We start from the raw sequence: 21,475 nt of genomic DNA, 5'->3' as shown, positions 1-21,475 counted from the left end.
AACCCTTGCGTCGGGCCACGCAGGGCTCCGACGTGTCACCTTGGCGCATCGTCATGCCCACCACTGGCCCGTCACCGACCGTGACTTAACCGTCACCGACTCACTGCCCGCGCAGGTCCTCGAAGTACGCCTGCCTGCCGTCCACCTGGCTGGATGCCCGCGGCAGCGCTGCGGCTTCACCGTTGGCCGCTTCGACATGCCAGTAACAATGCTGCACCGCACGGGTCACCGCCACGTAGGCCAGGCGCTGCACCTCTTCCTGCTGCGCGGTATCGAACGGTTGCGCATCGCCGGGCTTGCCCAGCCCGGCCTGGCGATACACCTGGTTCTTGTAGGGCGAGCTGGTCAGGTACTGACAGTCGCCCAGCATGAACACGGCGTCGGCCTGCAAGCCCTTGGCGCTGTGGTAGGTCAGCTGGCGCAGCCGGCGTTGCTCGGCCGGCAGCGCCGCCTCGACCTGCAGCACGCTGTGCAGGTGCTCGTTCATCAGCGCCCTGTCGCTGCCCTTGCGGTACAACATCATGACCGTCTCGCCACGCTGGTAGTGCTCGATCAAGGTTTGCCCCAAGGCGGCCTCGTCACGGTCGAACACCTTGACCGGCGAGCCCGGCAACTGCGCCGCCGGGCCACTGGCCCTGGCTTTCTTGCCAGCGATCGCCGGGGTGCCCTTGACCAGGTGCTCGGCCGCATCGATCACCTGTTGCTGGCAGCGGTAGTTGTCGACCAGCATCACCCGTGTGTTGGCTGGCGACGGGAACGCCTTGGTGAATTCCATGAAGTATTTGGGCGAGCTGCCGCGCCATCCGTAGATCGACTGCCAGTCGTCGCCCACGCACAGCAGCGATGAATACCGGGCATTGCGCCCAGTGTGCATGGCCGGGCCGCGCCGGCGGATCTCCGCAAGGCTGGCGCGCAGCCAGCTGACGATCTGTGGCGACACGTCCTGGAACTCGTCGATCATCAGGTGCGCCAGCGGGCGCAGCAATGGGTCAGGCAGCAACCGCAGGTTCTCCGGGTTGTTCTCGCCGAACAGGGCGAACATGCGGTTGTAGCTCATGACCGGTGGCGACTGCTCCAGCAGGTGCGCCTCGAGGGCCTTCCAGTACAGGGCCAGGGCCTCGAAGAACAAGGCGTCGCTGTCGCCTGGCGGGAAGCTCATCGCCGCCACGGCAGGGTTGACCTCCAGGCCGAGGTTCTCGATGAAGTTGGCGGCGCCGACAAAGGCGTCCAGCAGCGGCGCCGGGGCCAGCTCACCCTTGACCTTGTATTCGAAGCCGGGGCCGGCCACCGCATCACCGGCCAGCGAAGCGGCCAGGCGCCGGGCCATGGCATAGTTGTCGAGCCAGATCAGCGGCTTGTCGCAGAATGCCTGCAACAGGGTACGTTTGACCGCCCACTCGGCGCGCACCGCCAGCTTGGCGCCGGGGCGCTGGTACTGGGCGCTTTCTGCCGGGTCGAAGCCCAGCACGACCAGTGGCCCGTCGGCGCCCAGGCGACCATGTACATGGAAGCGGCTGCCGCGGATCTCGACCGTCTCGCGACAGGGCTCGATACCTTTGATCGGCCAGGCGCCGGCGGCGAACCACAGGTCCTCGATCACGTCACACAGTTCTTCGTCACGCTGGGCGGCCAGCTGGGTCACCTGTGCGCGTTTCTGCACTTCGGGGTTGTTGGGGTCCAGCGGCTTCAGTTGCAGGGCTTCGCTGCGCAACAGGCCAACCAGTTCGGCGAAACGCGCGCTGGTCCCCAACAAGACGCTGTAGCACTGGTTCAGTTGCTGGCGCTGGGCGTCGTTCAGGCGCAGGTCGAACGGGTTGCTCTCGGCGTCGGCTTCACGCCCGGCGGGCATCTCGTTGCCCAGCGTTTCGAACGCTCGTACCTGGGCAAAGCCCGGCAGGCTGCGCACCAGCGGCAGGATGCGCGAATGGAAGGTGCGCACCAGCTCGCGGGCTTGTGCCGCCTGCAAGTCGCTCTGCCACAGGGCGAACACCTGCATCAGGCGCTTGATGAAGTCCTTGCGCGACTCGCGGGTGAAGGTGACCACGGTCATCGCATCCAGCTCGTAGCCCAGGTAATGGCGCAACAACAGGATGCGCAAGACCAGCGAGGTCGACTTGCCTGCCCCGGCCCCGGCAACCACGCAGGTGGAGGGCGTATCGCTGAAGATCAGCTTCCACTGCGCGGCACTGGGCTGGGCCTCGGCAGGCAGGCGCTGGGCGACATCGGCCTTGAAGCGTTTTTTCAACTCGGCAGTCAATGGCAGGCGCCAGTCCTCGAACAGGTTGCCGTCCTGCCCCGGTACGGCGCCAACGTCGGGGCGGGTATCGCGGATCACCAGTACCTGGCGCCCGGCCTCGTAGCCCTCTACCCGGCCGCGCTCGAAGCCCTCGCGCATGCCCTCGGCATGGCCACTGCGCTGGCCGCTGACATGGCCGAGGAACCACGAGTCGCGGTGCTGGGCACGCAGGCGGGTCAGGCCGCGCCCCAGCAGGCGCGCCGCCAGGCGGCGAAACCAGGGTAACTGGGCAGGTGGGGTAAGGTCGGCTGGGGCCTGGGTTTGCTCGGGGGCCACGGTCACTCCGGTGAAAAGCAAAATCAGCGAGCATGTTCGCCGCATCGGCAGAAAATCGCCAGCGAATGCTTGCAGATCAGTGGATTAGGCGATGAAGCGAATGGAATGCTGCACATTTAATAATCTATTTTATTGATTGTTTTAAGTCGATATTTACGCTTATTTTCGATCTTTATTTGGCGCATCATGGCCCCATTCCACTGATTCAAGGAGCACGACCATGCTGCAACTGCGACCCTTCGAAAGCCTCGGCCACGCCAACCACGGCTGGCTGGATGCCCACCATCATTTTTCCTTCGCCGAGTACTACGACCCGGCGCGCATGCACTGGGGCAACCTGCGGGTCTGGAACGACGACCTGATCGCTGCCGGCAGCGGCTTCCCACCGCACCCGCACCGCGACATGGAAATCATCACCTATGTGCGTGAAGGCGCGATCAGCCACCAGGACAGCCTGGGTAACAAGGGCCGTACCGAAGCCGGTGACGTGCAGGTGATGAGCGCCGGTACCGGCATCGTGCACAGCGAGTACAACCTGGAAGACGTCGATACGCGCATTTTCCAGATCTGGATAGTGCCGGAGCGCACCGGTGAAGCACCGCAGTGGGGCACCCGGCCGTTCCCCAAAGGTGAACGAGGCGAAGGCTTCGTTACCCTGGCCAGCGGCCGTGCAGGTGACGAGGACAGCCTGCAGATCCGTACCGATGCCCGCCTGGTGGCTGCCACCCTGCGCGCAGGTGAAACCGCCGAGTACCGCTTCGATGCTGCACGTCGCGGCTACCTGGTGCCGGCCAAGGGGCTGGTGGAGGTCAATGGGCTGCGGGCCAAGGCGCGCGATGGCGTGGCGATCGAGCAGGAGGAGGTGTTGCGGGTGACCGCCATCGAGGACAGCGAGATCGTACTGGTCGACGTGGCCTGAAGCGCCCACCGCTGACCGGTTGACGCGACCGCTCCTCGGCCTGGGGAGCGGTTTCGGCCGGTGTCATCCACCGTGTCGCCTGCTTCGCGGATAAATCCGCTCCTACAGTTGATGTTGTACCCCGCGCAGGCCAGCGATGATCCTGTACTAGCCTGGCTCGGCCAGTTCGCCGAGCACCTCGACGGAGGTGGTGACCTGGCGGAAGTGATGCTTCCACAGGTCGATGCCCAGCTTGCCCGATCGATCCAGCGAGGAGCCGACTGTCATGTCGGTGACCAAGGTGGGCATCAACCCGGCATCGAACAGGGCAAAGCCAGCCGCCAGTACACAGGTCTCGGTCTGTAGCCCACACACCAGCACCCGCTCCACGCCCAGCTCACGGATGTACGCGATAGCCTCGGTGCTCTGCCCATAGCCATGCTTGACAAAAACTCGGTCGGCCTCGACCAGGTTTTCGTCCTCGGCAGCCGGGTGCCAGCCAAGCTGGCGTTCGAAAGGCGTGACCTGTTCGTCGTGCAGTTCGACCGAGGCAATGGTGGGAATGTTTGCTGATAACCGGCGCAGGCCATCGACCAGCCACTCTGGCGGGCTGAAGGTGGACTGGACATCGACGATGAGCAAAACCTGGCGCATGGGCGGCTTCCGGCACTGGCAAAAGGCGCGGAGTATAACGTGATCAGGTCAAAGTCATCGCATGCCCTGTCAATATCTCGTCAAAAAGCCTTGCAAAATAATGAGAATGCGTTGCAAGCAGATGTTTTCCCGGTACTTATAAAAGGTTCAAAGTATCGCTAGAGCAAATCGATATTATCGGTCGTTTCGCTGCAACCTACGCTCCAACATATGAAAGCAACGCGGCGCGTTGACCCATTCGCCCTTCAAGCGCCCCGCCTGCGAGCCGACCAGAAGCCACGACTACCGCTGTACGGGGCGCCGCAACGGCAACCCCCGTTTTGTGAGAAAGGGGGCCACTGATGCACAAGCCGCCACGCACCCGTTCCGAACTGGCCGAAGTGTTGTTCAGCCTGCGCCGCAGCTTTCTCGCCCTGGGTGCCTTCAGCGGCGTGATCAACGCCATGATGTTGACGCCAGCCATCTACATGCTGCAGGTGTACGACCGTGCGCTGGTCAGCCGCAACCTCACCACCCTGGGCATGCTCACCTTGCTGGTCATCGGCCTGTACTTGATGATGTCGGCACTGGAGACGATTCGCACCCGGGTACTGATCCGGGTCGGCAACTACCTGGACATGGACCTCAACCGGCGCATCTTCAGCGCCGCCTTCGAGCGCAACCTGAGCCGTGCCGGCGGCAACCCGGCCCAGGCCCTGCATGACCTGGCACAGGTGCGGCAGTTCGTTACCGGTAGCGGCCTGTTCGCCTTCTTCGATGCCCCCTGGACACCGATCTACCTGCTGGTCAGCTACCTGATCCATCCGCTGCTGGGGCTGGTCACGCTGATCGGCTCGCTGATCCTGGTGGCCCTGGCCTACCTCACCGAAAAAGCCACGCAAAAACCCTTGGCCGAAGCCAACCAGGCCGCCCTGTCGTCAGCCAGCTATGCCAACAACAACCTGCGCAATGCCGAAGTGATCGAGGCCATGGGCATGCTGCCGGCGATCGGCAAGCGCTGGTACCAAGGCCACCTGCGCATCCTGCAGATGCAGACGCTGGCGTCCGACCGTGCCGCGCTGATCAGCAGCACCGGGCGTTTCGTGCGCATTACCTTGCAGTCAGTCATCCTCGGTACCGGCGCCCTGCTGGCGATCGAAGGCAAGATCACCCCGGGCATGATGATCGCCTGCTCGATCCTGGCCGGCCGCGCCCTGGCCCCGGTAGAACAGGTGATTGCCTCGTGGAAGCAGTTGCTGGGTTGCCGTTCGGCCTGGGGCCGGTTGAACGAGCTGCTGCAGGACTACCCGCAGCGGCCAGCGGGCATGCCGCTGCAACGCCCATTGGGCATGCTGGCCGTGGAAAACGTGATCGCCAGCGCACCCGGCAGCAACACGCCCATCGTGCGTGGGGTGAGCTTCAGCCTGACTCCGGGCGAAAGCCTGGGGATCATCGGCCCATCGGCCTCGGGCAAGTCCACCCTCGCCCGCCTGCTGGTCGGCGTATGGCCGGCTCAGGTCGGCAAGGTACGCCTGGACGGCGCGGACATCTTCAACTGGAACAAGGCCGAACTGGGGCCCTGGCTTGGCTATCTGCCACAGGACGTCGAGCTGCTGGAGGGCACCATCGCCGAGAACATTGCCCGCTTTGCCGAAGTGGACAGCGAAGCGGTGATCCGTGCGGCCCGCAGCAGCGGCGTGCACGACATGATCCTGCGCTTCCCGCAGGGCTATGACACCCGCCTGGCAGCCGATGGCTCGCCGCTGTCCGGTGGCCAGAAACAACGCATTGCCTTGGCCCGTGCGCTCTATGGCGAGCCCAACCTGGTGGTGCTTGACGAGCCCAACGCCAACCTCGACGACGTTGGCGAAAAGGCTCTGGTCGATGCGCTGGCCGAACTCAAGGCACGCGGGGCAACCGTGATCCTCATTTCCCACCGGCCCAACGTGCTGTGCGCGGTCGACAAGGTGCTGATGCTGCGCGACGGCGTCGTGCAAATGCTCGGCAGCCGCGACGAAGTGTTCACGGCGCTGCGCAAGGCCAGCGTGATCCCGGCGGCGAGCACGGCGCCGCTGGCTTCGGTGAAAGCACGGGAGTGACCGCTCATGCCGATGCCCCACCACACCGAGTTGATTCCCGCCGAAACCCAGCACCTGATCGACCTGGACGCCGGCCGACCGGCACGCTGGGGGCTGTGGCTGGTCATCGCCGGCTTTGGCGGCTTCCTGCTGTGGTCGGGCCTGGCGCCGCTGGACGCCGGGGTGGTCGCCACCGGTACGGTCAAGGTCACCAGCAACCGCAAGGCGGTGCAGCACCTGACTGGCGGCACGGTCGAGGCGATCCTGGTGCGCGAAGGCGATGTGGTGAAGAAAGACCAGGAGGTGGTACGCCTCGACGCGCTACGGGCAGTGGCCGAACAGGGCGCGGTCAGTGCCCAGTACATCGTCGGCAAGACTGTGGAAAACCGCCTGGAAGCCGAGCGCGACGGCCGTGACAGCGTTACCTTCGACCCCGCCCTGCTCAAGCGCTACGCTAACGACCCGCGCCTGCTGGCGGCCATGGACCTGCAACAACGCCTGCTGGAAACCCGCCGCGCCGGCCTGGCCGGCGAGCTGAGCATCCTCAAGGAAAACCTGGCCGCCACGGCGGTGCAGCTCAAGGGCCTGCAGCAGGTGTATGGGGCCCGCGCCTCGCAGATCGGCTTCCTCAACCAGGAACTGCAGGGCACCCGCGTGCTGGCGGCCGAAGGTTATGTGCCGCGCAACCGCCTGCTGGAGCTGGAACGCAACAACGCCGACCTGTCCGCCGGCCAGGCCGAGAACCTCAACAATATCGCCCGGGCCCGCAGCCAGGCCACCGAGATCAAGCTGCGTATCCTCCAGCGCCAGCACGACTACCTGAAGGAAGTGGAGTCGCAACTGACCGACACCGCCAAGGAGAACACTACCCTGGCCGACCGCCTGCGCGCGCTGGACTATGAGGTGACCCACACGGTGATCCGCTCGCCGATCGACGGCATGGTCCAGGCCCTGAGCATCGCCACGGTCGGCGGCATTATCCAGCCTGGGGCGAAGATCATGGAGGTGGTACCGCTCGACCAACCGTTGCAGGTCGACGCGATGATCCCGGTGCAGGCCATCGACAAGATGGTCCCTGGACTGGACGTGGACATTGCCTTCCCGGCCTTCAACCATGCACGCACGCCGAATATCCCGGGGCGGGTCAAGACAGTGTCCGCCGACCGCCTGATCGACGAGGAAAGCAAGCAGCCGTTCTACCTGGCCCAGGTGGAAGTGACCCCGGCCGGCATGGGCCTGCTCGGCAGCAACCACATCCGCCCCGGCATGCCGGCCACCGTCACCATCAAGACCGGTGAACGCAACCTGCTCAGCTACCTGCTCAAACCGATGCTCGAACGCGTGGATGCTGCATTCAAGGAGCAATGACATGAACCGCCCGTGCCTGATGCTGTGCCTGTGGGGGGTGGCCATGCAGGCCAGTGCCATGGACCTCAAGCAAGCCTGGGACCTGTTGCAGTACCAAGGCCCGATCTACCAGGCCGCCGTGCACGAAAAACAAGCCGGCAGCGAGAATCGCGCCATCGGCCAGGCCGGGTTGCTGCCGCAGATCAATGCCGTGGGCTATTTCAACAAGATCAACGGCAGCCAGAGCCAGTATGGCCTGGACCGGGACCTGGATTACGACTCCAAAGGCGCCAGCGTGCGCCTGCGCCAGCCATTGTTCAACAAGCAGAAGATGGCCGAGTACCGCCAGGGCCAGCAACGTGCCGAGTACAGCGTGGCGGTGTTCGACGCCAAGAGCCAGGACGCTGCGGTAAGCCTGGCCGAAGCCTACTTCGACGTACTGCTGGCCAGCGAAACCATCACCCTGGCCAAGGCCAAGCTTAACGCCTTCGAAGAGCAACTGGCGTCGGCCAAGCGGCGCATGGAACTGGGTGACGGCACCATCACCGACATCGACGAGTCGGTTGCCCGCCGCGACCTGGCCGAAGCCGACCTGATCGAAGCCCGGGACAACCTGGTCAATGCCCGCCGCAAGCTGGAGGAATTCATCGGTGAAACCCCAGAGTCGCTGACCACCTTGCAGCCAAGCTTCAACACCCCGCCGCTGCTGCCGGGCAACCTGCAGGACTGGCTGGTCAAGGCGCAGGCCGACAGCCCGCTGATTCACGCCCGCCGGCACAACTACGAGCTGGCCGAAGAAGAAGTGAAACGCGCCCGCGCCGGGCACTGGCCGACCCTGGACTTCGTCGCCGGCTATACCGCCAGCAGCAGCCAGTCGATTTCCGAACTGAACCAGCGCAACCATTACAGCTCGGTCGGGCTGGAGCTGAACATTCCGCTGTACAGCGGCGGCGGTACCAGCGCCCTCACCCGCCAGGCCGGCGCCAACAGCTCCAAGGCCCTGGATGAGCTGGACGCCGCCCGCCAGCAGGTAATTTCGGAAACCACCCGCGAGTTCAATGGCGTGCAGAGTGGCGCCTTGCGGGTCCAGGCACTGGAAAAGGCCGTGGCCTCCAACGAGCGCTCGCTGCTCTCGACCCGCAAGGGCTTCAAGGAAGGCGGCACCAGCACCAACTCGGACGTGCTCAATGCCGAGGAGCTGCTGTATGACGCCCGCCACGACCTGTTCGAGGCGAAGTTGAACTACCTGTTGTCGCGGCTGCGCCTCGCCTCGTCGGTCGGTAGCCTGGGCGACGACGACATCCAGCAGATCAACGACTACCTCGGGCCAGAACTGGTGGTCAGCAATTGAGTGTCGCGCGCTACGCCCGCGGCAACCGCGCTTGCCGCAGGTTGCCGGATTCAGGCTATGATCGGTCACCCTGCCGCGGACGTCCTGACCCATGCCCGTAGACCTGCAAACGTTGTACCCCAGGCTGATCCACCTGATGCTGGACACGGTATTCGTGGTCGATCGCGACAACCAGATCGTCTTCGTCAGCGATGCCTGCGAGGCGTTGCTGGGCTACCAGGCCAGCGAACTGATCGGCACCCCGATCACCGACTACATGCACCCTGACGACCTGGCGATGACCCGCGCCTCGATCGTGCGGGTCATGAGCGGCCACCCTCACTACGACTTTCGCAACCGCTATATCCGCAAGGATGGCGGTGTGGTGCACATCCTGTGGGCGGCATGCTGGTCCGACGAGGCGGATGCGCGCATCGGCGTGGCGCGGGATGTGACTGCCCTGCATCTGGCCGAAGAGGAACTGCGCTTTCTGGCTCACCATGACCCGCTGACCCGGCTGGCCAACCGCACCCGGTTCAATGAACAGCTGGAATCCGCCCTTGCCGCAGCCCGCCGCCAGGATCGGCCACTGGCCCTGCTGTTTCTCGATATCAATGATTTCAAGCAGATCAACGACAACCACGGGCACAGCATGGGCGACCGGGTGCTGTGCGCCCTGGCCCGGCGCCTGGAAAGCTGCGTGGGCGCTGGCGAAACGGTAGCGCGGATGGGCGGTGACGAGTTCACCGTGCTGCTGCCCAATTGCCCCTCGCCAGAGCTTATCGCCGAGCGGGTGACGCAGATTCTGGCGACCATGGCCGAGCCGCTCGGCGCCGAATTCGCCGGTATCGCCACCCCCACCTGCAGCATCGGCGTGGCCTGTTTCCCGGAGGATGGCAACGACGCCGACACACTGCTGCGCCATGCCGACGGGCACATGTACCAGATCAAACGTCAGCGCGCAGCGGCCGGTTGACCGCGAGGAGACCGCCCATGCACGACCCGGAAGAGGCCTTGCTCGCCAGCTGGCAGCACAATGCCCAGGCTTGGATCGCAGCCGTGCGCAGCGGCGCTATCGCGAGCCGCCGCCAGGTCACTGACCAGGCCATCCTGTTGGCCATCCTGGGCCGTCAGCCGCAACGCGTGCTGGACCTGGGCTGTGGCGAGGGCTGGTTGCTGCGCGCACTGGGCGAGCGTGGCATCCAGGCAGTGGGGGTCGACGCAGACCCGGCACTGGTGCAAGCCGCGCTCGCTGCGGGCAGCGCACAAGTGCACCTGGCCCGCTTTGCCCAGCTGGCCAATGGGCAAGCGCAGGTAGGCCAGGGCTACGACCTGATCTGCGCCAACTTCGCCCTGTTGCAGCAGGACATCATTCCGTTGCTGGCGGCCATGCGCGGCTTGCTGTTGCCCGGTGGCGCGCTGGTGGTCCAGACCCTGCACCCGTGGAGTGTGGCCAATGGGCAATACCACGACGGTTGGCGGGAGGAATCGTTTACCGGCCTGGACGGGGATTGGCAGGTGATGCCCTGGTACTTCCGCACCCTCGCCAGTTGGTTCAATGCGCTGGACCTGGCGGGGTTGCGGCTGGCCAGCCTGCAGGAGCCGCAGCACCCGCAGAGCGCGGTGCCGCAGTCACTGTTGCTGGTAGCTGAGCGCCCCTGAGCTAAACATGGGGCCTTGTAGGAGCGGCCCATCGCGACGCAAGGCCGCTCCTGCACGGACAGCGTTCAGAGCACTGGCTTGCGCGCTGCGCCACTACGGGCCTTGGCCATGGCTGCCAGGCGTACCGCCACGTTGGCCGCACCGTAACCGGCATAGCCGCCCTTGCGCTGGATGATCTCGAAGAAAAAGCGCTCCTCGAACGGTTCGGTGTACACGTGGAACAACTCGCCGCCCTGCGCATCACGGTCGTACAGCACGTTGTAGTACGCCAGTTCGCTGAGGAATTCGTCATCGAAATCAAAGCGCGCCGCCAGGTCGTCGTAGTAGTTCAGCGGAATTTCCAGCAGCGGCACCCCAGCCAGCTTGGCACGCGCCACTTCACGGAAGATGTCGTCACAGTCGAAGGCGATGTGGTGCACGCCTGAACCCCGGTAGCTGGACAGCGCATGGGCGATGGCGGTGTTGCGGTTTTCCGAGATATTCAGGGGCAGGCGCAAGGTACCGCACTGGCTGCGCAGGGCGCGGCTCTTGACCAGACCGTAAGGGTCGGGCAACACCACTTCATCGTCGGCGGCGAAGTCGAACAGGGTCTTGTAGAACAGCACCCAGCTGTCCAGCGATTCAGCCGGCAGGGCCAGCGCCATGTGGTCGATGCGGCGCAGGCCACCGGTGGCGGTGGCGTTTTTGTCCAGACTGAAGTCAGTGTCATACAGGGTCTGGCCGGCCGTGCCCTGCTCCACCAGGTACAGCAGGCTGCCATCCGGTGCACGTACTGCCGGCACTTCGCACTCGTTGGGGCCGACCAGGCCACGGAACGGTTGGCCACGGAAGGCGGTGGCGCGCTTCAGCGCCGCTTGCTGGTCCTTGACCCGCAGCGCAGTGGCGCACAGCGACGGGCCGTGGGCCTCGAAGAAGTTGTGGCCGAAGGAATAGGGTTCGGCATTGAGGACGATATTGATATCGCCCTGGCGCAGCAGTTGCACCTCTTTGCTGCGGTGCTTGCCGGCTTCGGCGAAGCCCAGGCGTTTCAGCCAGCCGCCCAGGCGTGCGCCAACGGCTTCGTCGACCGCGAATTCGAGGAACTCGACACCATCATAGGTGCTGGCGGCCGGTGGGCTGAACAGCACGCCGGGTTCGATCGGCGTACCCTCCTGCTCCAGGCGCAGGCGCGTCTGCTCTTCGAGGTACAGCAACGAGCGCAGGCCGTCGGCGGCATTCTGCCGCGGCGGTGCGGCACGGAAGCCGTCGTTGAATATTTCCAGCGACAGCGGGCCACGGTAGCCGGTGGCAAGGATCGGCGCCAGGAACCCGGCCATGTCCATTTCGCCCTGCCCCGGGAAACAGCGGAAGTGGCGGCTCCACTCCAGCACGTCCATGGCCAGGATCGGTGCGTCGGCCATCTGCACGAAGAAAATCTTGTCGCCGGGAATTTCGCGGATCGCCTGCGGGTCGCCTTTCAGTGACAGCGTGTGGAAACTGTCGAGGATCACCCCGAGCGCCGGGTGGTCGGCCTGGCGCACCAGGTTCCAGACTTGCTGGTAGGTATTGACGTGGCGGCCCCAGGCCAGGGCTTCGTAGCCAATGCGCAGGCCGCGTTTGCCGGCGTGCTCGGCCAGCAGGCGCAGGTCGTCGACCAGCAGTTGCTCTTCGCCCAGGGCATCGGCCTGGACGTTGCTGCACACCAGCACCAGGTCGGTGCCCAGTTCCTGCATCAGGTCGAACTTGCGCTCGGCGCGGTCGAGGTTCTTCTGCAAACGGTCGCGGCGGCAGCCTTCAAAGTCACGAAACGGCTGGAACAGGGTGATGGCAAGCCCTGCATCGGCACACATCTGACGTACCTGGCGCGGGCTGCCGGCGTAATAGAGCAGGTCGTTCTCGAAGATCTCGACGCCGTCAAACCCGGCGGCGGCGATGGCTTCAAGCTTTTCCGGCAGGGTACCGCTCAAGGACACAGTGGCGATCGAACGCTGCATGGCGGGAGTTCCTTGTTGTTAGAGGCTGACGGTGCCAGGCGCAGGAAAACCCCGGTCACCGTTTCTGGCACGATCGATTATTCGCAGGTAAAGTCGACGCTTCAATATCTTTGTACGGAATGGTTAGTTTTGCGTTCGATTACCGCACAAAACCCGTTTTGACGAATTGCTAGACCGCTGGCCCGTGGTCAACATGAACCACAACGCAGGCCCACCGACCGCTGCCCCCTGCCCTTGCGAAAGCGATGGCCGACCCTGCGCAAACAACAATAACAACGGAGACAACGATGGCTCACTCCAGCTCGCAAGCCAAGAAAGCGACCGCCAGTGGATGGATAGGCTCGGCACTCGAGTACTACGACTTTTTCATCTACGCCCAGGCCGCGGCGCTGATTTTCCCGCAGATATTCTTCCCCAACACCGACCCGAAGATGGCCATCATCGCCTCGCTGGCCACCTACGGCGTGGGCTACCTGGCGCGCCCGGTCGGCGCCTTCGTGCTGGGCCACTGGGGTGACACCCGCGGGCGCAAGAATGTCCTGCTGCTGTGCATGTTCCTGATGGGCCTGTCGACCATGGCCGTGGGCCTGCTGCCTACCTACCACGACATCGGTTACCTCGCCCCCGCCTTGCTGGTGGTACTGCGCCTGATCCAGGGCTTTGCAGTGGCCGGCGAAATTTCCGGCGCCAGCTCCATGATCATGGAGCATGCGCCGTTCGGCCGCAGGGGCTACTTCGCCAGCTTCACCTTGCAAGGGGTGCAGGCCGGCCAGGTGCTGGCGGCAGCGGTATTCCTGCCATTGGCCTACTTCATGCCGAGCGAAGCCTTCAGCGACTGGGGCTGGCGCATTCCGTTCCTGATGAGCGCCTTCGTACTGGTGGCCGGCTTCATCATCCGCAAGGAAGTGCACGAAACCCCGGCGTTCGTGAAGGAAGAGAAGCAGGACAAAGTCGCCAAGTCACCGATCCGCGAGGCCTTCCGCCACAGCTGGAAGCACATGGTGCTGGTGATGTTCATGGCCCTGATGAACGTGATCCCGGTGGTGGCCACCATCTTCGGTGCCGCCTACGCGGTACAACCGGCCTATGGCATCGGCTTCGACAAGAGCGTGTACTTGTGGATCCCGGTCGTTGGCAACATCGTCGCGGTGCTGGTGATTCCGTTCGTCGGCAACCTCTCCGACAAGATCGGCCGGCGCCCGACCATGATCACAGGCTGCCTGGGTTCGGGCCTGCTGGCCTTCGTCTACCTGTATGCGATCAGCATGCACAACGTACCGCTGGCGTTCGCCACCTCGATCGTCATGTGGGGCATGGTCTACCAGGGTTACAACGCGGTGTTCCCCAGCTTCTACCCAGAGCTGTTCCAGACCCGCTACCGCGTGTCGGCCATGGCCATCGCCCAGAACATCGGCACCATGCTGACCGCCATGCTGCCGGCACTGTTCGCCCTGGTCGCCCCGCCCGGCTCGGACAACATCCCGCTGGTGATCGGTGGGCTGGCGTTCTTCATCACTTGCGTGTGCGCCCTGGCGGCCTACATCGCCCCGGAAACCCATCGTTTGTCGATGGATGACCTGGGTAACCCGCAGGCCAAGCCGATGGAAAAAGAAGCCTATGAAGCCAGCCGCAAAGGCAGCTTCCAGGCAGTGAGCCATTGATGGCTTGCCGGGGGCGCTTTGCGCCCCCGGCCATTTCAACCTTTGACCACACCCTGCAGCCGCTGCCACAACCGCTCGACATCCCCTCGCTCGGTCGGCAACGCCCCGATCGACACCCGCACCATCCACAGCCCATCCAGCGTTGCCGGTGTCACATAGGCATCCCCGGAAGCATTCAGCCGCTCGGCCCAGCCCTTGGTATGCGCATCCAGCGCTTCGCCCTCCAGCCCCGCCGGCCGATGGCGAATGCACAAGGTCTGCAACGGCACCGGTGCCAGTACCTCCCAATCCACCGCCGCATTGACCTGCGCGGCCAGCCACTGGGCATTGTCCAGGTCACGCCGCAGGCGCGCCTGCAAGGCCTCGACGCCCTCGCTACGCAACATGAACCACAGCTTCAGCGCGCGGAACCGCCGGCCCAGCGGGATGCCCCAGTCACGCAGGTTCTTCACCTCGCCATCCACCGCCGACTGCAGGTAGCTGGGGTTGGTGCTCATCACCCGAATCAGGTGCTGCGGGTCGCGCACGTAGTAGATCGAGCAGTCGAAGGCCACGCCCAGCCACTTGTGCGCATTGACCACTACCGAGTCGGCCAGCTCGATGCCGTCCCACATCCAGCGACATTCCGGCAGGATCATCGCCGAGCCGGCCATGGCCGAATCCACGTGCAACCACAGGCCATGGGCCTGGGCGATCTCGCCGATCGGGCGCAGCGGGTCGAGGGCCGTGGTGGCCGTGGTGCCGGTGGTAGCGACCACAGCGCAGGGCTGGTTGCCGGCAGCCAGGTCCTGTTCGATGGCCGCCTGCAGTGCCTGCGGACGCAGGGCGTAGTGTTCGTCGGTCGGAATCAGGCGGATGTTGTCGCGGCCAAAACCAGCCAGCAGCGCCGCCTTGTCCACCGAGCTGTGGGCATGGGCACTGACGTAGACGATCAGCGGCCTGGCCTGGGCTTGCAGGCCACCGCGCACCAGGGCGTAGTCGCTGGCGCGTTCACGGGCACAGATCAGCGCCACCAGGGTGCTGGTCGACGCGGTGTCCTGGATCACCCCGCTCCACTGGTCAGACAGGCCGAGCAGCTGGCGCAGCCAATCGAGGGTGGTCTCCTCCAGCTCGCTCAGGGCCGGGCTGGATTGCCACGACAGGCCGAGTACGCCGAGGCCGGTGCTGAGAAAGTCGCCAAGCACCGATGACAGGGTGCCGTTGGAGGGGAAGTAGCCGTAGAAATCCGGGTGTTGCCAGTGGGACAGGCCGGGCATGAGCAGCTGGTTGACGTCGTCGATGATCGCGGCGAAAGGTTCGCCCTGCTGCGGGGCGCTGCCGGGCAAGGCGGCCTTGAGGTAGCCGGGCTCGACCTGGGCCATGACCGGGCGTTCGCCGACGCTCTGGCGGTAGTCGGCGATCAGGTCGATCAGCTGATGGCCGTACTGGCGGAATTGTTCGGGGGTCACGTGGGGCTCCTGTGGGTTATCTGCTGCCCCCAGTCTAGGCACCTACGCTGCTGCGAATAACCCCGCCTCGCGCATACCTGCTATGGCAAACCCGCATGCCCGCCCTGTACACCGAACTGCGACTGGCGCCACAACTCGAACACCCGGTTACGCAACCAGCGGTGCTCGGCCGAGGCTTGCAGGCGCTGGTGCCATACCACCCAATAGCGCTGGCGGTGGTCGATGAAGCCCAGCGGCCGCCAGGCCAGCTGATGCAGGCGGCACAATTGGCGGGCGATGTGCTCGGGCACGGTGGCCAGCGCCTGGCTGTTGGCGATTACCTGCACGGTGGCGGAGAAGAACGGCACTTCCAGGCTGACCCGCCGTTGCAGGCCCTGGGCGCGCAGGTGGCGGTCGATGAAGCTGTCCTTGTCGCCGCCGCCGGAAATCCGCACATGCTTGTGCGCCAGGTAGTCGGCCTGGCTGAGCGCACCGTGGGTGGCCAGCGGGTGGTCGTGGCGCATCAGGCACACCGCGCGGTCCTCACCCAGCAGGCGGCCGTGCAGGTTGGGCGGCGACTCGTCGAACAAGGTGGTGGCCAGGTCGATCTCGCCACTGGCCAGCAAGGCGTACTGGCCGGCCTGCCAGGTGCGATACTCCAGCGATACTCCAGGTGCTTCGCGCTCCAGCGCCGCCACCAGCAGCGGCAGCATGTGCTCGGCCACGTAGTCCGAAGCGGCCAGGCAGAAACGCCGCTCGCAACGTGCCGGGTCGAACACTGCGGGTTGGCGCAGGGCGTGCAGTTCTTCGAGGACCTGGCGCAGGGGTTCGACCAGCGCTTCGGCGTGCTCGCTGAGCACATAACCCCGGCCCTGGCGCACCAGTAGCAGGTCGTCGAAGGCTTCGCGCAGGTGGGCCAGCTGGCGGCTCAGGGCGGACTGGCTGACGCCGAGGCGCTCGGCGGCGTGGCTGAGGTTCTTCAGCTGCAGCAGGTGGTCGAGGGTACGCAGGTGGGCGAGGCTGAGGGAGGCGAAGGTGGGGTTCATCGGGCTCGGCTCCAGACCGCGGGCGAGGGCTTTGCCCTCGTTTCGCGACACAAGGCCGCCGCTGCAGGGATCACCGCCATTCAGTGATGCGCCAAACCCTGTAGGAGCGGCCTTGCGTCGCGATGGGCCGCAAAGCGGCCCCGATTACATGGATCAGTCAGTCAAGCCGACGTACACGTTCTGCACATCATCGTTCTCGTCGATCGCCTCGAGGAACGCTTCCACCTCGGCCAGCGCCTCGGCACTCAGGCTGGCGGCACTCACCGGGTTCTTCGGGGTGTAGCCGATCTTCGCCGAGGTCACGGTGAAGCCATGCTCCGGCAAGGCCTTCTGCACGGCATCCAGGTCGGTGGTGTCGGTGATGAACAGGGTCGAACCCTCTTCGTCACCTTCCTCGAAGTCCTGGGCACCGGCCTCGATGGCCGCCATCTCTGGGTCGGCGTCACCGTTGGCGGTGGCTTCGATCAGGCCGACGTGGTTGAAGTCCCAGGCCACCGAGCCGCTGGCGCCCAGCTGGCCCTTGCGGAACAGCACGCGGATCTGCGCGACGGTGCGGTTGACGTTGTCGGTCAGGCACTCGACGATCAGCGGCACCTGGTGCGGGGCGAAGCCTTCGTAGCTGACCGCCGAGTACTGCACGGCATCGCCGTCCAGGCCCGCGCCCTTGCGGATAGCGCGTTCCAGGGTTTCGCGGGTCATCGAGGCCTTCTTGGCCTGCTCGATGGCCAGGCGCAGGCGCGGGTTCATGTCAGGGTCGGCGCCGGACTTGGCGGCGATCTGGATCTCTTTGGACAGCTTGCCCATGATCTTGCCTTTGGCGTTGGCCGCGGCTTCTTTATGTTTGGCTTTCCACTGTGCGCCCATGTCGACTCTCTTGTTTCAGCGGCCGGTTCAGGAAGCGACCGGCCAAAAGTGGGTGCAGTTTATACGCCCTCAGGCATGCGATCGACAAGAAATCTCGTCAGCCTTTATCGGCCTTGCCCGCTGCCGCGGCAAAGCGTGCCAGGCGTACGTCCAACCGACGCGGGCGCAAACCGTGGTCTTCGGCGCGTTCCTTGCGGCGGATGGCATTGCGCACCAGCAACGAGCCGAGGTAGCGGATCGGCTCAGGCGGGAACCACCCCAGCGGCCCCTTGACCAGCGGCGAGCGGGTCCATGGGTTGTCCAACCCCAAGGCCAGCGACGAGAGGATCTGCCCGCCCATGTGGCACGGGCCGACCCCGCTGCCCGAATAACCAAAGCCGTAGAACACGTTGCCCTGCCCGTCCAGCCGGCCAAAGAACGGCAAACCGGTTACCGAGCGGTCCGACGGCCCGTTCCAGCTGGCCGCCAGCGGCACCTCGGCCAGCGCCGGGAAAAACCCGCCCAGGCTTTCGCGCAGCAGTGGCCGGTATGGCGACGGCTGGTCGAACACCGGCAACATGCGCCCGCCATAGGCAAAGGTATTGCCGCCCTTGCCAAGCATCAGCCGGCCATCGGAGGTGTTGTGGTAGTAATGCACGAAGATGCGCGAGTCGAGCACGCTGATACCGCTGTCCAGACCGACTTGGTGCAGCAGGTCGGGGCACGGTTCGGTGATGACCATGTCGCTGGAAACAATCGCCACGCTGCGCTCGAACTGCGGGAAGGCCCGCGCCATCCAGGCATTCAGGCCGAGCACCACGCGTTCGGCGCGCAGCGTGCCATGGGGGGTGCGCACCTGCACCGGGGTGCCATGCTCCAGGCCGGTCATGGCCGTGCCTTCATGAATGCGCACGCCGCGCTGCAAGGCCACCCGGCGCAGGCCGCGCACCAGCTTGCCCGGTTGCACCGTGGCGGCGGCCGGCGAGAACCAGCCCTCCAGGTGCCGCGCCGAGCCTGCCAGGCGCTGCACCTGGTCCAGCGGCAGGCGGCGGAACGAATTGATGCCCTGGCGCTGCAGCGCGGCGATCACCGCGTCAGTAGCACCCACCTGGGCCGCGTTGGTGGCGGTGTACAGCGTGCCGTCCAGGCGGTAGTCACAGTCGATGCCATTGGCTGCACAGAACGCACCGATTTCACCGATGCTGCGCTCCGACTCGCGCACCAGACGCACCGCCTCGGCCACGCCGAACAGGCGCTCCAGGGTGAAGTACTTGGCCGACCAGGACAACGCGCAACCACCGTTGCGCCCACTGGCGCCGGCACCGCAGATATCGGCTTCGATCAGCACGATGTCCAGGGCCGGCTGTGCCTCCTTGAGCATCAGCGCAGTCCACAGCCCGGTGTAGCCGCCACCAACGATGCACACATCGCAACGGGCATCGCCAGGCAATGGCGGGCACACCGCCTCTTGCGCCGAATCCAGGGCCTGTTGCAGCCAGAAGGGTCTCATTCGCTCGCTTTCCTTTCAGGTACGCAATGGCTTGATTGCCATGCTGGTGTTCGGTGCCAGGTCGGCGCTCTGCGCGGCGCTGGCCGGGCGGCTGTTCCAGTGCGGCAGCAATACCAGTGCCGAGAACAGCGCACAGCCGGCGAACACGATGAACACCGTGACGCCGTCGAAGTAGCCCGGTAGCAGCCCGCCCAGCACCGCCCCCACCGAGCCACAGCCGTTGACGAAGCCTGCCGCGGTGGCGCCGGCCTTGGCGGTACCGAAGTCGATCGCCGCAGCGCCACTGATCATCGAGTCCGGCCCGTACAGGGTAAGGCCCATGATGAACAGCAGGGCCACCACCAGCACCACGCTGCCGGTGTGCATGGCCGCCATGAACGCCGCCAGGGTCACGGTCAGCAGTACCAGGCTGATCACGCAGGCCGGCATGCGCCGGGCGCCGAACAGTTTGTCCGAAGCCAGGCCGATCAGGATCGGCCCGAGCAACCCGGCCAGTTCGAAGGCCGTGGGGATGATCGCCGCGCCCACCTTGCCCACCGAGGGCATCTGCTCGAAGACGATCACCGGCCCCCACAGCAGGATGGCGTAGCGCGCCGGTTTCAACAGGAAGTAGGCCAGCCCCAGGGTCAGCACCGTTCGGTTGCGCAGGATTTCCTTCAGCGGTGCCCACAGGCTGCACAGGTTGCCGCCCGGGGCCATGCTCTGTGGCTCGGGCTCGACCGCCAGCAGGCCGACGTCTTCAGGCTTGTTGCGCTGCAGCAAGAAGAACAGCAGCGCCACCAGCGCAACCACGGCGGCGCTGGAGAAGAACGCCGCGTGCCAGGTGCCGACCAAGGTGTAGGCCCACCAACCGGCGAACGGCGAGGCCACCAGGCCGCCGAAGGCATAGCAGGAGCTCCACAAGCCCAGCACCCGTCCGCGCTGCACGGCGGGGAAGAAACTGCCGATGTTCTTGCACAACCCGGCCCAGCCGGTGGATTGCGCCAGGCCTTGCACCAGCATGCAGGTGGCAAAGATCGGGAAGGTGGCGTAACTGCCCATCACCACGGCAGCGCCTGCCGAAATCAGCAGGCCGCCGAGCACCACCACGCGCGGGCCGAAGCGGTCGGCAAGCATGCCCCAGGTGAACTGGCCCACGGCATAGGCGGCCAGGTAGATCGCGTCGAGGTTGGCCATGGCGGCCTTGTCGAGCATGAAATTCGGGTCTTCGGCGATGCCCAGCTTGGCCACCGAGAAGGCCTTGCGGGTGAAGTAGAAGGCGGCGTAGGCCAGCCAGGTGATGGCGAAGATCTGGATGCGCCAGCGTTTCAACGTGGCTAGGGACTGGTTCATTTAAGTCTGACCTCTTGCTCAAGTGTGCCGGCAGAATGTGAAGAAACGCCTGTCTTGTTGTTGTGTTGCGCACAGCGATGACGAGTCTGTCATCGGGTCAGATGGCGCCGTGTGGGGGCCATGGCCCTGGCGGCACTTGTGGTACCTGCGTCGGGCTGAAACGTATGGAAACAGCTGCTGACTGATAAATAAAATCGATTTATCGTATTACACACATAAGCCAGGCTTGTTACTGAGGTAGTCATGTCGGTTTCCCACGCGCAACTCAAGGCTTTCCACGCCGTAGCCATGCACGGCAGCTTCACCCGCGCGGCAGAAAAGCTGTTTCTTACCCAGCCGGCAGTATCCGACCAGGTGCGCAAGCTGGAGGAACGCTTTGGCGTGCTGCTGTTCCACCGCAACAAGCGCTCGGTGCAACTCACCGACCTGGGTGAGCGCCTGCTGGGCATCAGCCAGCGCCTGTTCGCCTGCGAGGCCGAGGCGCATGAACTGCTGCAGGACTCGCGCGCCCTGCACACCGGCAGCCTGGTGCTGGCGGTGGATGCGCCGGTGCACGTGCTGCCGCAGATCGCCCGCTTCTGCCAGCGCTACCCGGGTATCCAGGTGAAGATCGAGACCGGCAACACCGATGAATCGCTGGCCCGGCTGTTCAGTTACCAGGCCGACCTGGCCTTGCTGGGCCGGGACGTCGACGACGAGCGCCTGCATTGCCTGCCGCTGCGCCGCGACCCGATGGTGGCGTTCGTCGCGCACCAGCACCCGTGGGCCAGCCGTGGCTCGATCAGGCTGGCGGACCTGGACGATATGCCGCTGGTACTGCGCGAACCCGGCTCGGTGACGCGGCAGACGCTGGAAGAAGAGATGCAGCGAGCCGGCTTGCGGATTCGCCCGGCGATCCAGGTGGAGGGCCGGGAAGCCGCCCGTGAAGCGGTGGTGGTGGGGATTGGCGTGGGGGTGGTGTCGGCGGCGGAGTTTGGCGCGGATGCGCGCGTGTGTGCGTTGCCGATCGTCGATTGCCAGCGGTACCTGACCGAGACCTTGGTGTGCCTGAGCGAGCAACGCACGCGGCGGGTGGTGGCGACCTTCCTGCAGATGGTTGAACAAGCGCTGTAAGCTGCACTGGCGACCCGACTATGCTGGGATAACCCCCTCCTTCGGCACTC

16 protein-coding genes are annotated in these 21,475 nt (G+C 65.1%); 8 read left to right on the top strand and 8 right to left on the bottom strand.

The window, feature by feature from the left end:
- Window positions 1-100 precede the first annotated feature (100 nt).
- Window positions 101-2,617, bottom strand: a complete 2,517-nt coding sequence (locus tag JKP78_RS24465) for a UvrD-helicase domain-containing protein (RefSeq protein WP_186689914.1) — start codon at window positions 2,615-2,617, stop codon at window positions 101-103.
- A 175-nt stretch (window positions 2,618-2,792) separates the two neighbouring features.
- On the opposite strand from JKP78_RS24465, the gene JKP78_RS24460 reads away from it, so the two are divergent.
- A complete protein-coding gene (locus JKP78_RS24460; RefSeq protein ID WP_063913719.1) occupies window positions 2,793-3,491 on the top strand; it encodes a pirin family protein in 699 nt (232 codons plus the stop codon).
- 147 nt (window positions 3,492-3,638) lie between these two features.
- Here JKP78_RS24460 and JKP78_RS24455 read toward each other — a convergent pair whose 3' ends face one another.
- A complete protein-coding gene (locus JKP78_RS24455) occupies window positions 3,639-4,124 on the bottom strand; it encodes an isochorismatase family cysteine hydrolase (RefSeq protein WP_170029444.1) in 486 nt (161 codons plus the stop codon).
- A 341-nt stretch (window positions 4,125-4,465) separates the two neighbouring features.
- On the opposite strand from JKP78_RS24455, the gene JKP78_RS24450 reads away from it, so the two are divergent.
- The 5 genes from JKP78_RS24450 (at window position 4,466) to JKP78_RS24430 (ending at window position 10,520) form a co-directional block, all read left to right on the top strand.
- The gene (locus tag JKP78_RS24450) at window positions 4,466-6,202 is read left to right on the top strand and encodes a type I secretion system permease/ATPase (RefSeq protein ID WP_186689912.1); all 1,737 of its coding nucleotides are present in this window, start codon (window positions 4,466-4,468) and stop codon (window positions 6,200-6,202) included.
- A gap of 6 nt (window positions 6,203-6,208) precedes the next feature.
- Window positions 6,209-7,549 (top strand): HlyD family type I secretion periplasmic adaptor subunit, encoded by a 1,341-nt coding sequence (locus JKP78_RS24445; protein ID WP_186689910.1) that lies wholly within the window; start codon window positions 6,209-6,211, stop codon window positions 7,547-7,549.
- A gap of 1 nt (window position 7,550) precedes the next feature.
- Complete coding sequence (locus tag JKP78_RS24440) at window positions 7,551-8,879, top strand: TolC family outer membrane protein (RefSeq protein ID WP_186689908.1); 1,329 nt, start codon at window positions 7,551-7,553, stop codon at window positions 8,877-8,879.
- 91 nt (window positions 8,880-8,970) lie between these two features.
- On the top strand, window positions 8,971-9,834 hold the full coding sequence (locus JKP78_RS24435) for a diguanylate cyclase (protein ID WP_186689906.1): 864 nt from the start codon (window positions 8,971-8,973) through the stop codon (window positions 9,832-9,834).
- A 17-nt stretch (window positions 9,835-9,851) separates the two neighbouring features.
- Window positions 9,852-10,520, top strand: a complete 669-nt coding sequence (locus JKP78_RS24430) for a class I SAM-dependent methyltransferase (RefSeq protein ID WP_200627959.1) — start codon at window positions 9,852-9,854, stop codon at window positions 10,518-10,520.
- A 65-nt stretch (window positions 10,521-10,585) separates the two neighbouring features.
- Here JKP78_RS24430 and quiC read toward each other — a convergent pair whose 3' ends face one another.
- Window positions 10,586-12,493: a 3-dehydroshikimate dehydratase QuiC gene (gene quiC / locus JKP78_RS24425; RefSeq protein ID WP_200627957.1), complete on the bottom strand. Its 1,908-nt coding sequence runs from the start codon at window positions 12,491-12,493 to the stop codon at window positions 10,586-10,588.
- Window positions 12,494-12,780: 287 nt separating this feature from the next.
- Between quiC and JKP78_RS24420 the strand changes: the two genes are divergently transcribed.
- Window positions 12,781-14,154: an MFS transporter gene (locus JKP78_RS24420; protein ID WP_200627955.1), complete on the top strand. Its 1,374-nt coding sequence runs from the start codon at window positions 12,781-12,783 to the stop codon at window positions 14,152-14,154.
- A gap of 35 nt (window positions 14,155-14,189) precedes the next feature.
- Here JKP78_RS24420 and JKP78_RS24415 read toward each other — a convergent pair whose 3' ends face one another.
- The 5 genes from JKP78_RS24415 to JKP78_RS24395 all read right to left on the bottom strand — a co-directional run bounded on the left by JKP78_RS24415 (window position 14,190) and on the right by JKP78_RS24395 (window position 20,312).
- Window positions 14,190-15,602, bottom strand: coding sequence for a DOPA decarboxylase (locus tag JKP78_RS24415; protein ID WP_200627953.1), 1,413 nt, complete (start codon window positions 15,600-15,602; stop codon window positions 14,190-14,192).
- A gap of 80 nt (window positions 15,603-15,682) precedes the next feature.
- Window positions 15,683-16,627, bottom strand: a complete 945-nt coding sequence (locus JKP78_RS24410; RefSeq protein ID WP_186689896.1) for a LysR family transcriptional regulator — start codon at window positions 16,625-16,627, stop codon at window positions 15,683-15,685.
- A gap of 153 nt (window positions 16,628-16,780) precedes the next feature.
- Window positions 16,781-17,491: a YebC/PmpR family DNA-binding transcriptional regulator gene (locus JKP78_RS24405; RefSeq protein WP_170029433.1), complete on the bottom strand. Its 711-nt coding sequence runs from the start codon at window positions 17,489-17,491 to the stop codon at window positions 16,781-16,783.
- A 97-nt stretch (window positions 17,492-17,588) separates the two neighbouring features.
- Complete coding sequence (locus tag JKP78_RS24400) at window positions 17,589-18,980, bottom strand: FAD-dependent oxidoreductase (RefSeq protein ID WP_186689894.1); 1,392 nt, start codon at window positions 18,978-18,980, stop codon at window positions 17,589-17,591.
- A 15-nt stretch (window positions 18,981-18,995) separates the two neighbouring features.
- Entirely contained in the window at window positions 18,996-20,312 is a 1,317-nt protein-coding gene (locus tag JKP78_RS24395) for an MFS transporter (RefSeq protein WP_200627952.1), read from the bottom strand.
- Between the two features lie 243 nt (window positions 20,313-20,555).
- Between JKP78_RS24395 and JKP78_RS24390 the strand changes: the two genes are divergently transcribed.
- A complete protein-coding gene (locus JKP78_RS24390) occupies window positions 20,556-21,425 on the top strand; it encodes a LysR substrate-binding domain-containing protein (RefSeq protein WP_186689890.1) in 870 nt (289 codons plus the stop codon).
- The last annotated feature ends 50 nt before the right edge of the window (window positions 21,426-21,475 follow it).

Origin of the sequence: Pseudomonas sp. LAM2023 (assembly GCF_016620375.1) — a bacterium.
Classification (GTDB): Bacteria; Pseudomonadota; Gammaproteobacteria; order Pseudomonadales; family Pseudomonadaceae; genus Aquipseudomonas; species Aquipseudomonas anuradhapurensis.
The sequence above is the reverse complement of the archived record's forward strand: the minus strand, read 5'-3'. Positions and strand labels throughout refer to the sequence as shown.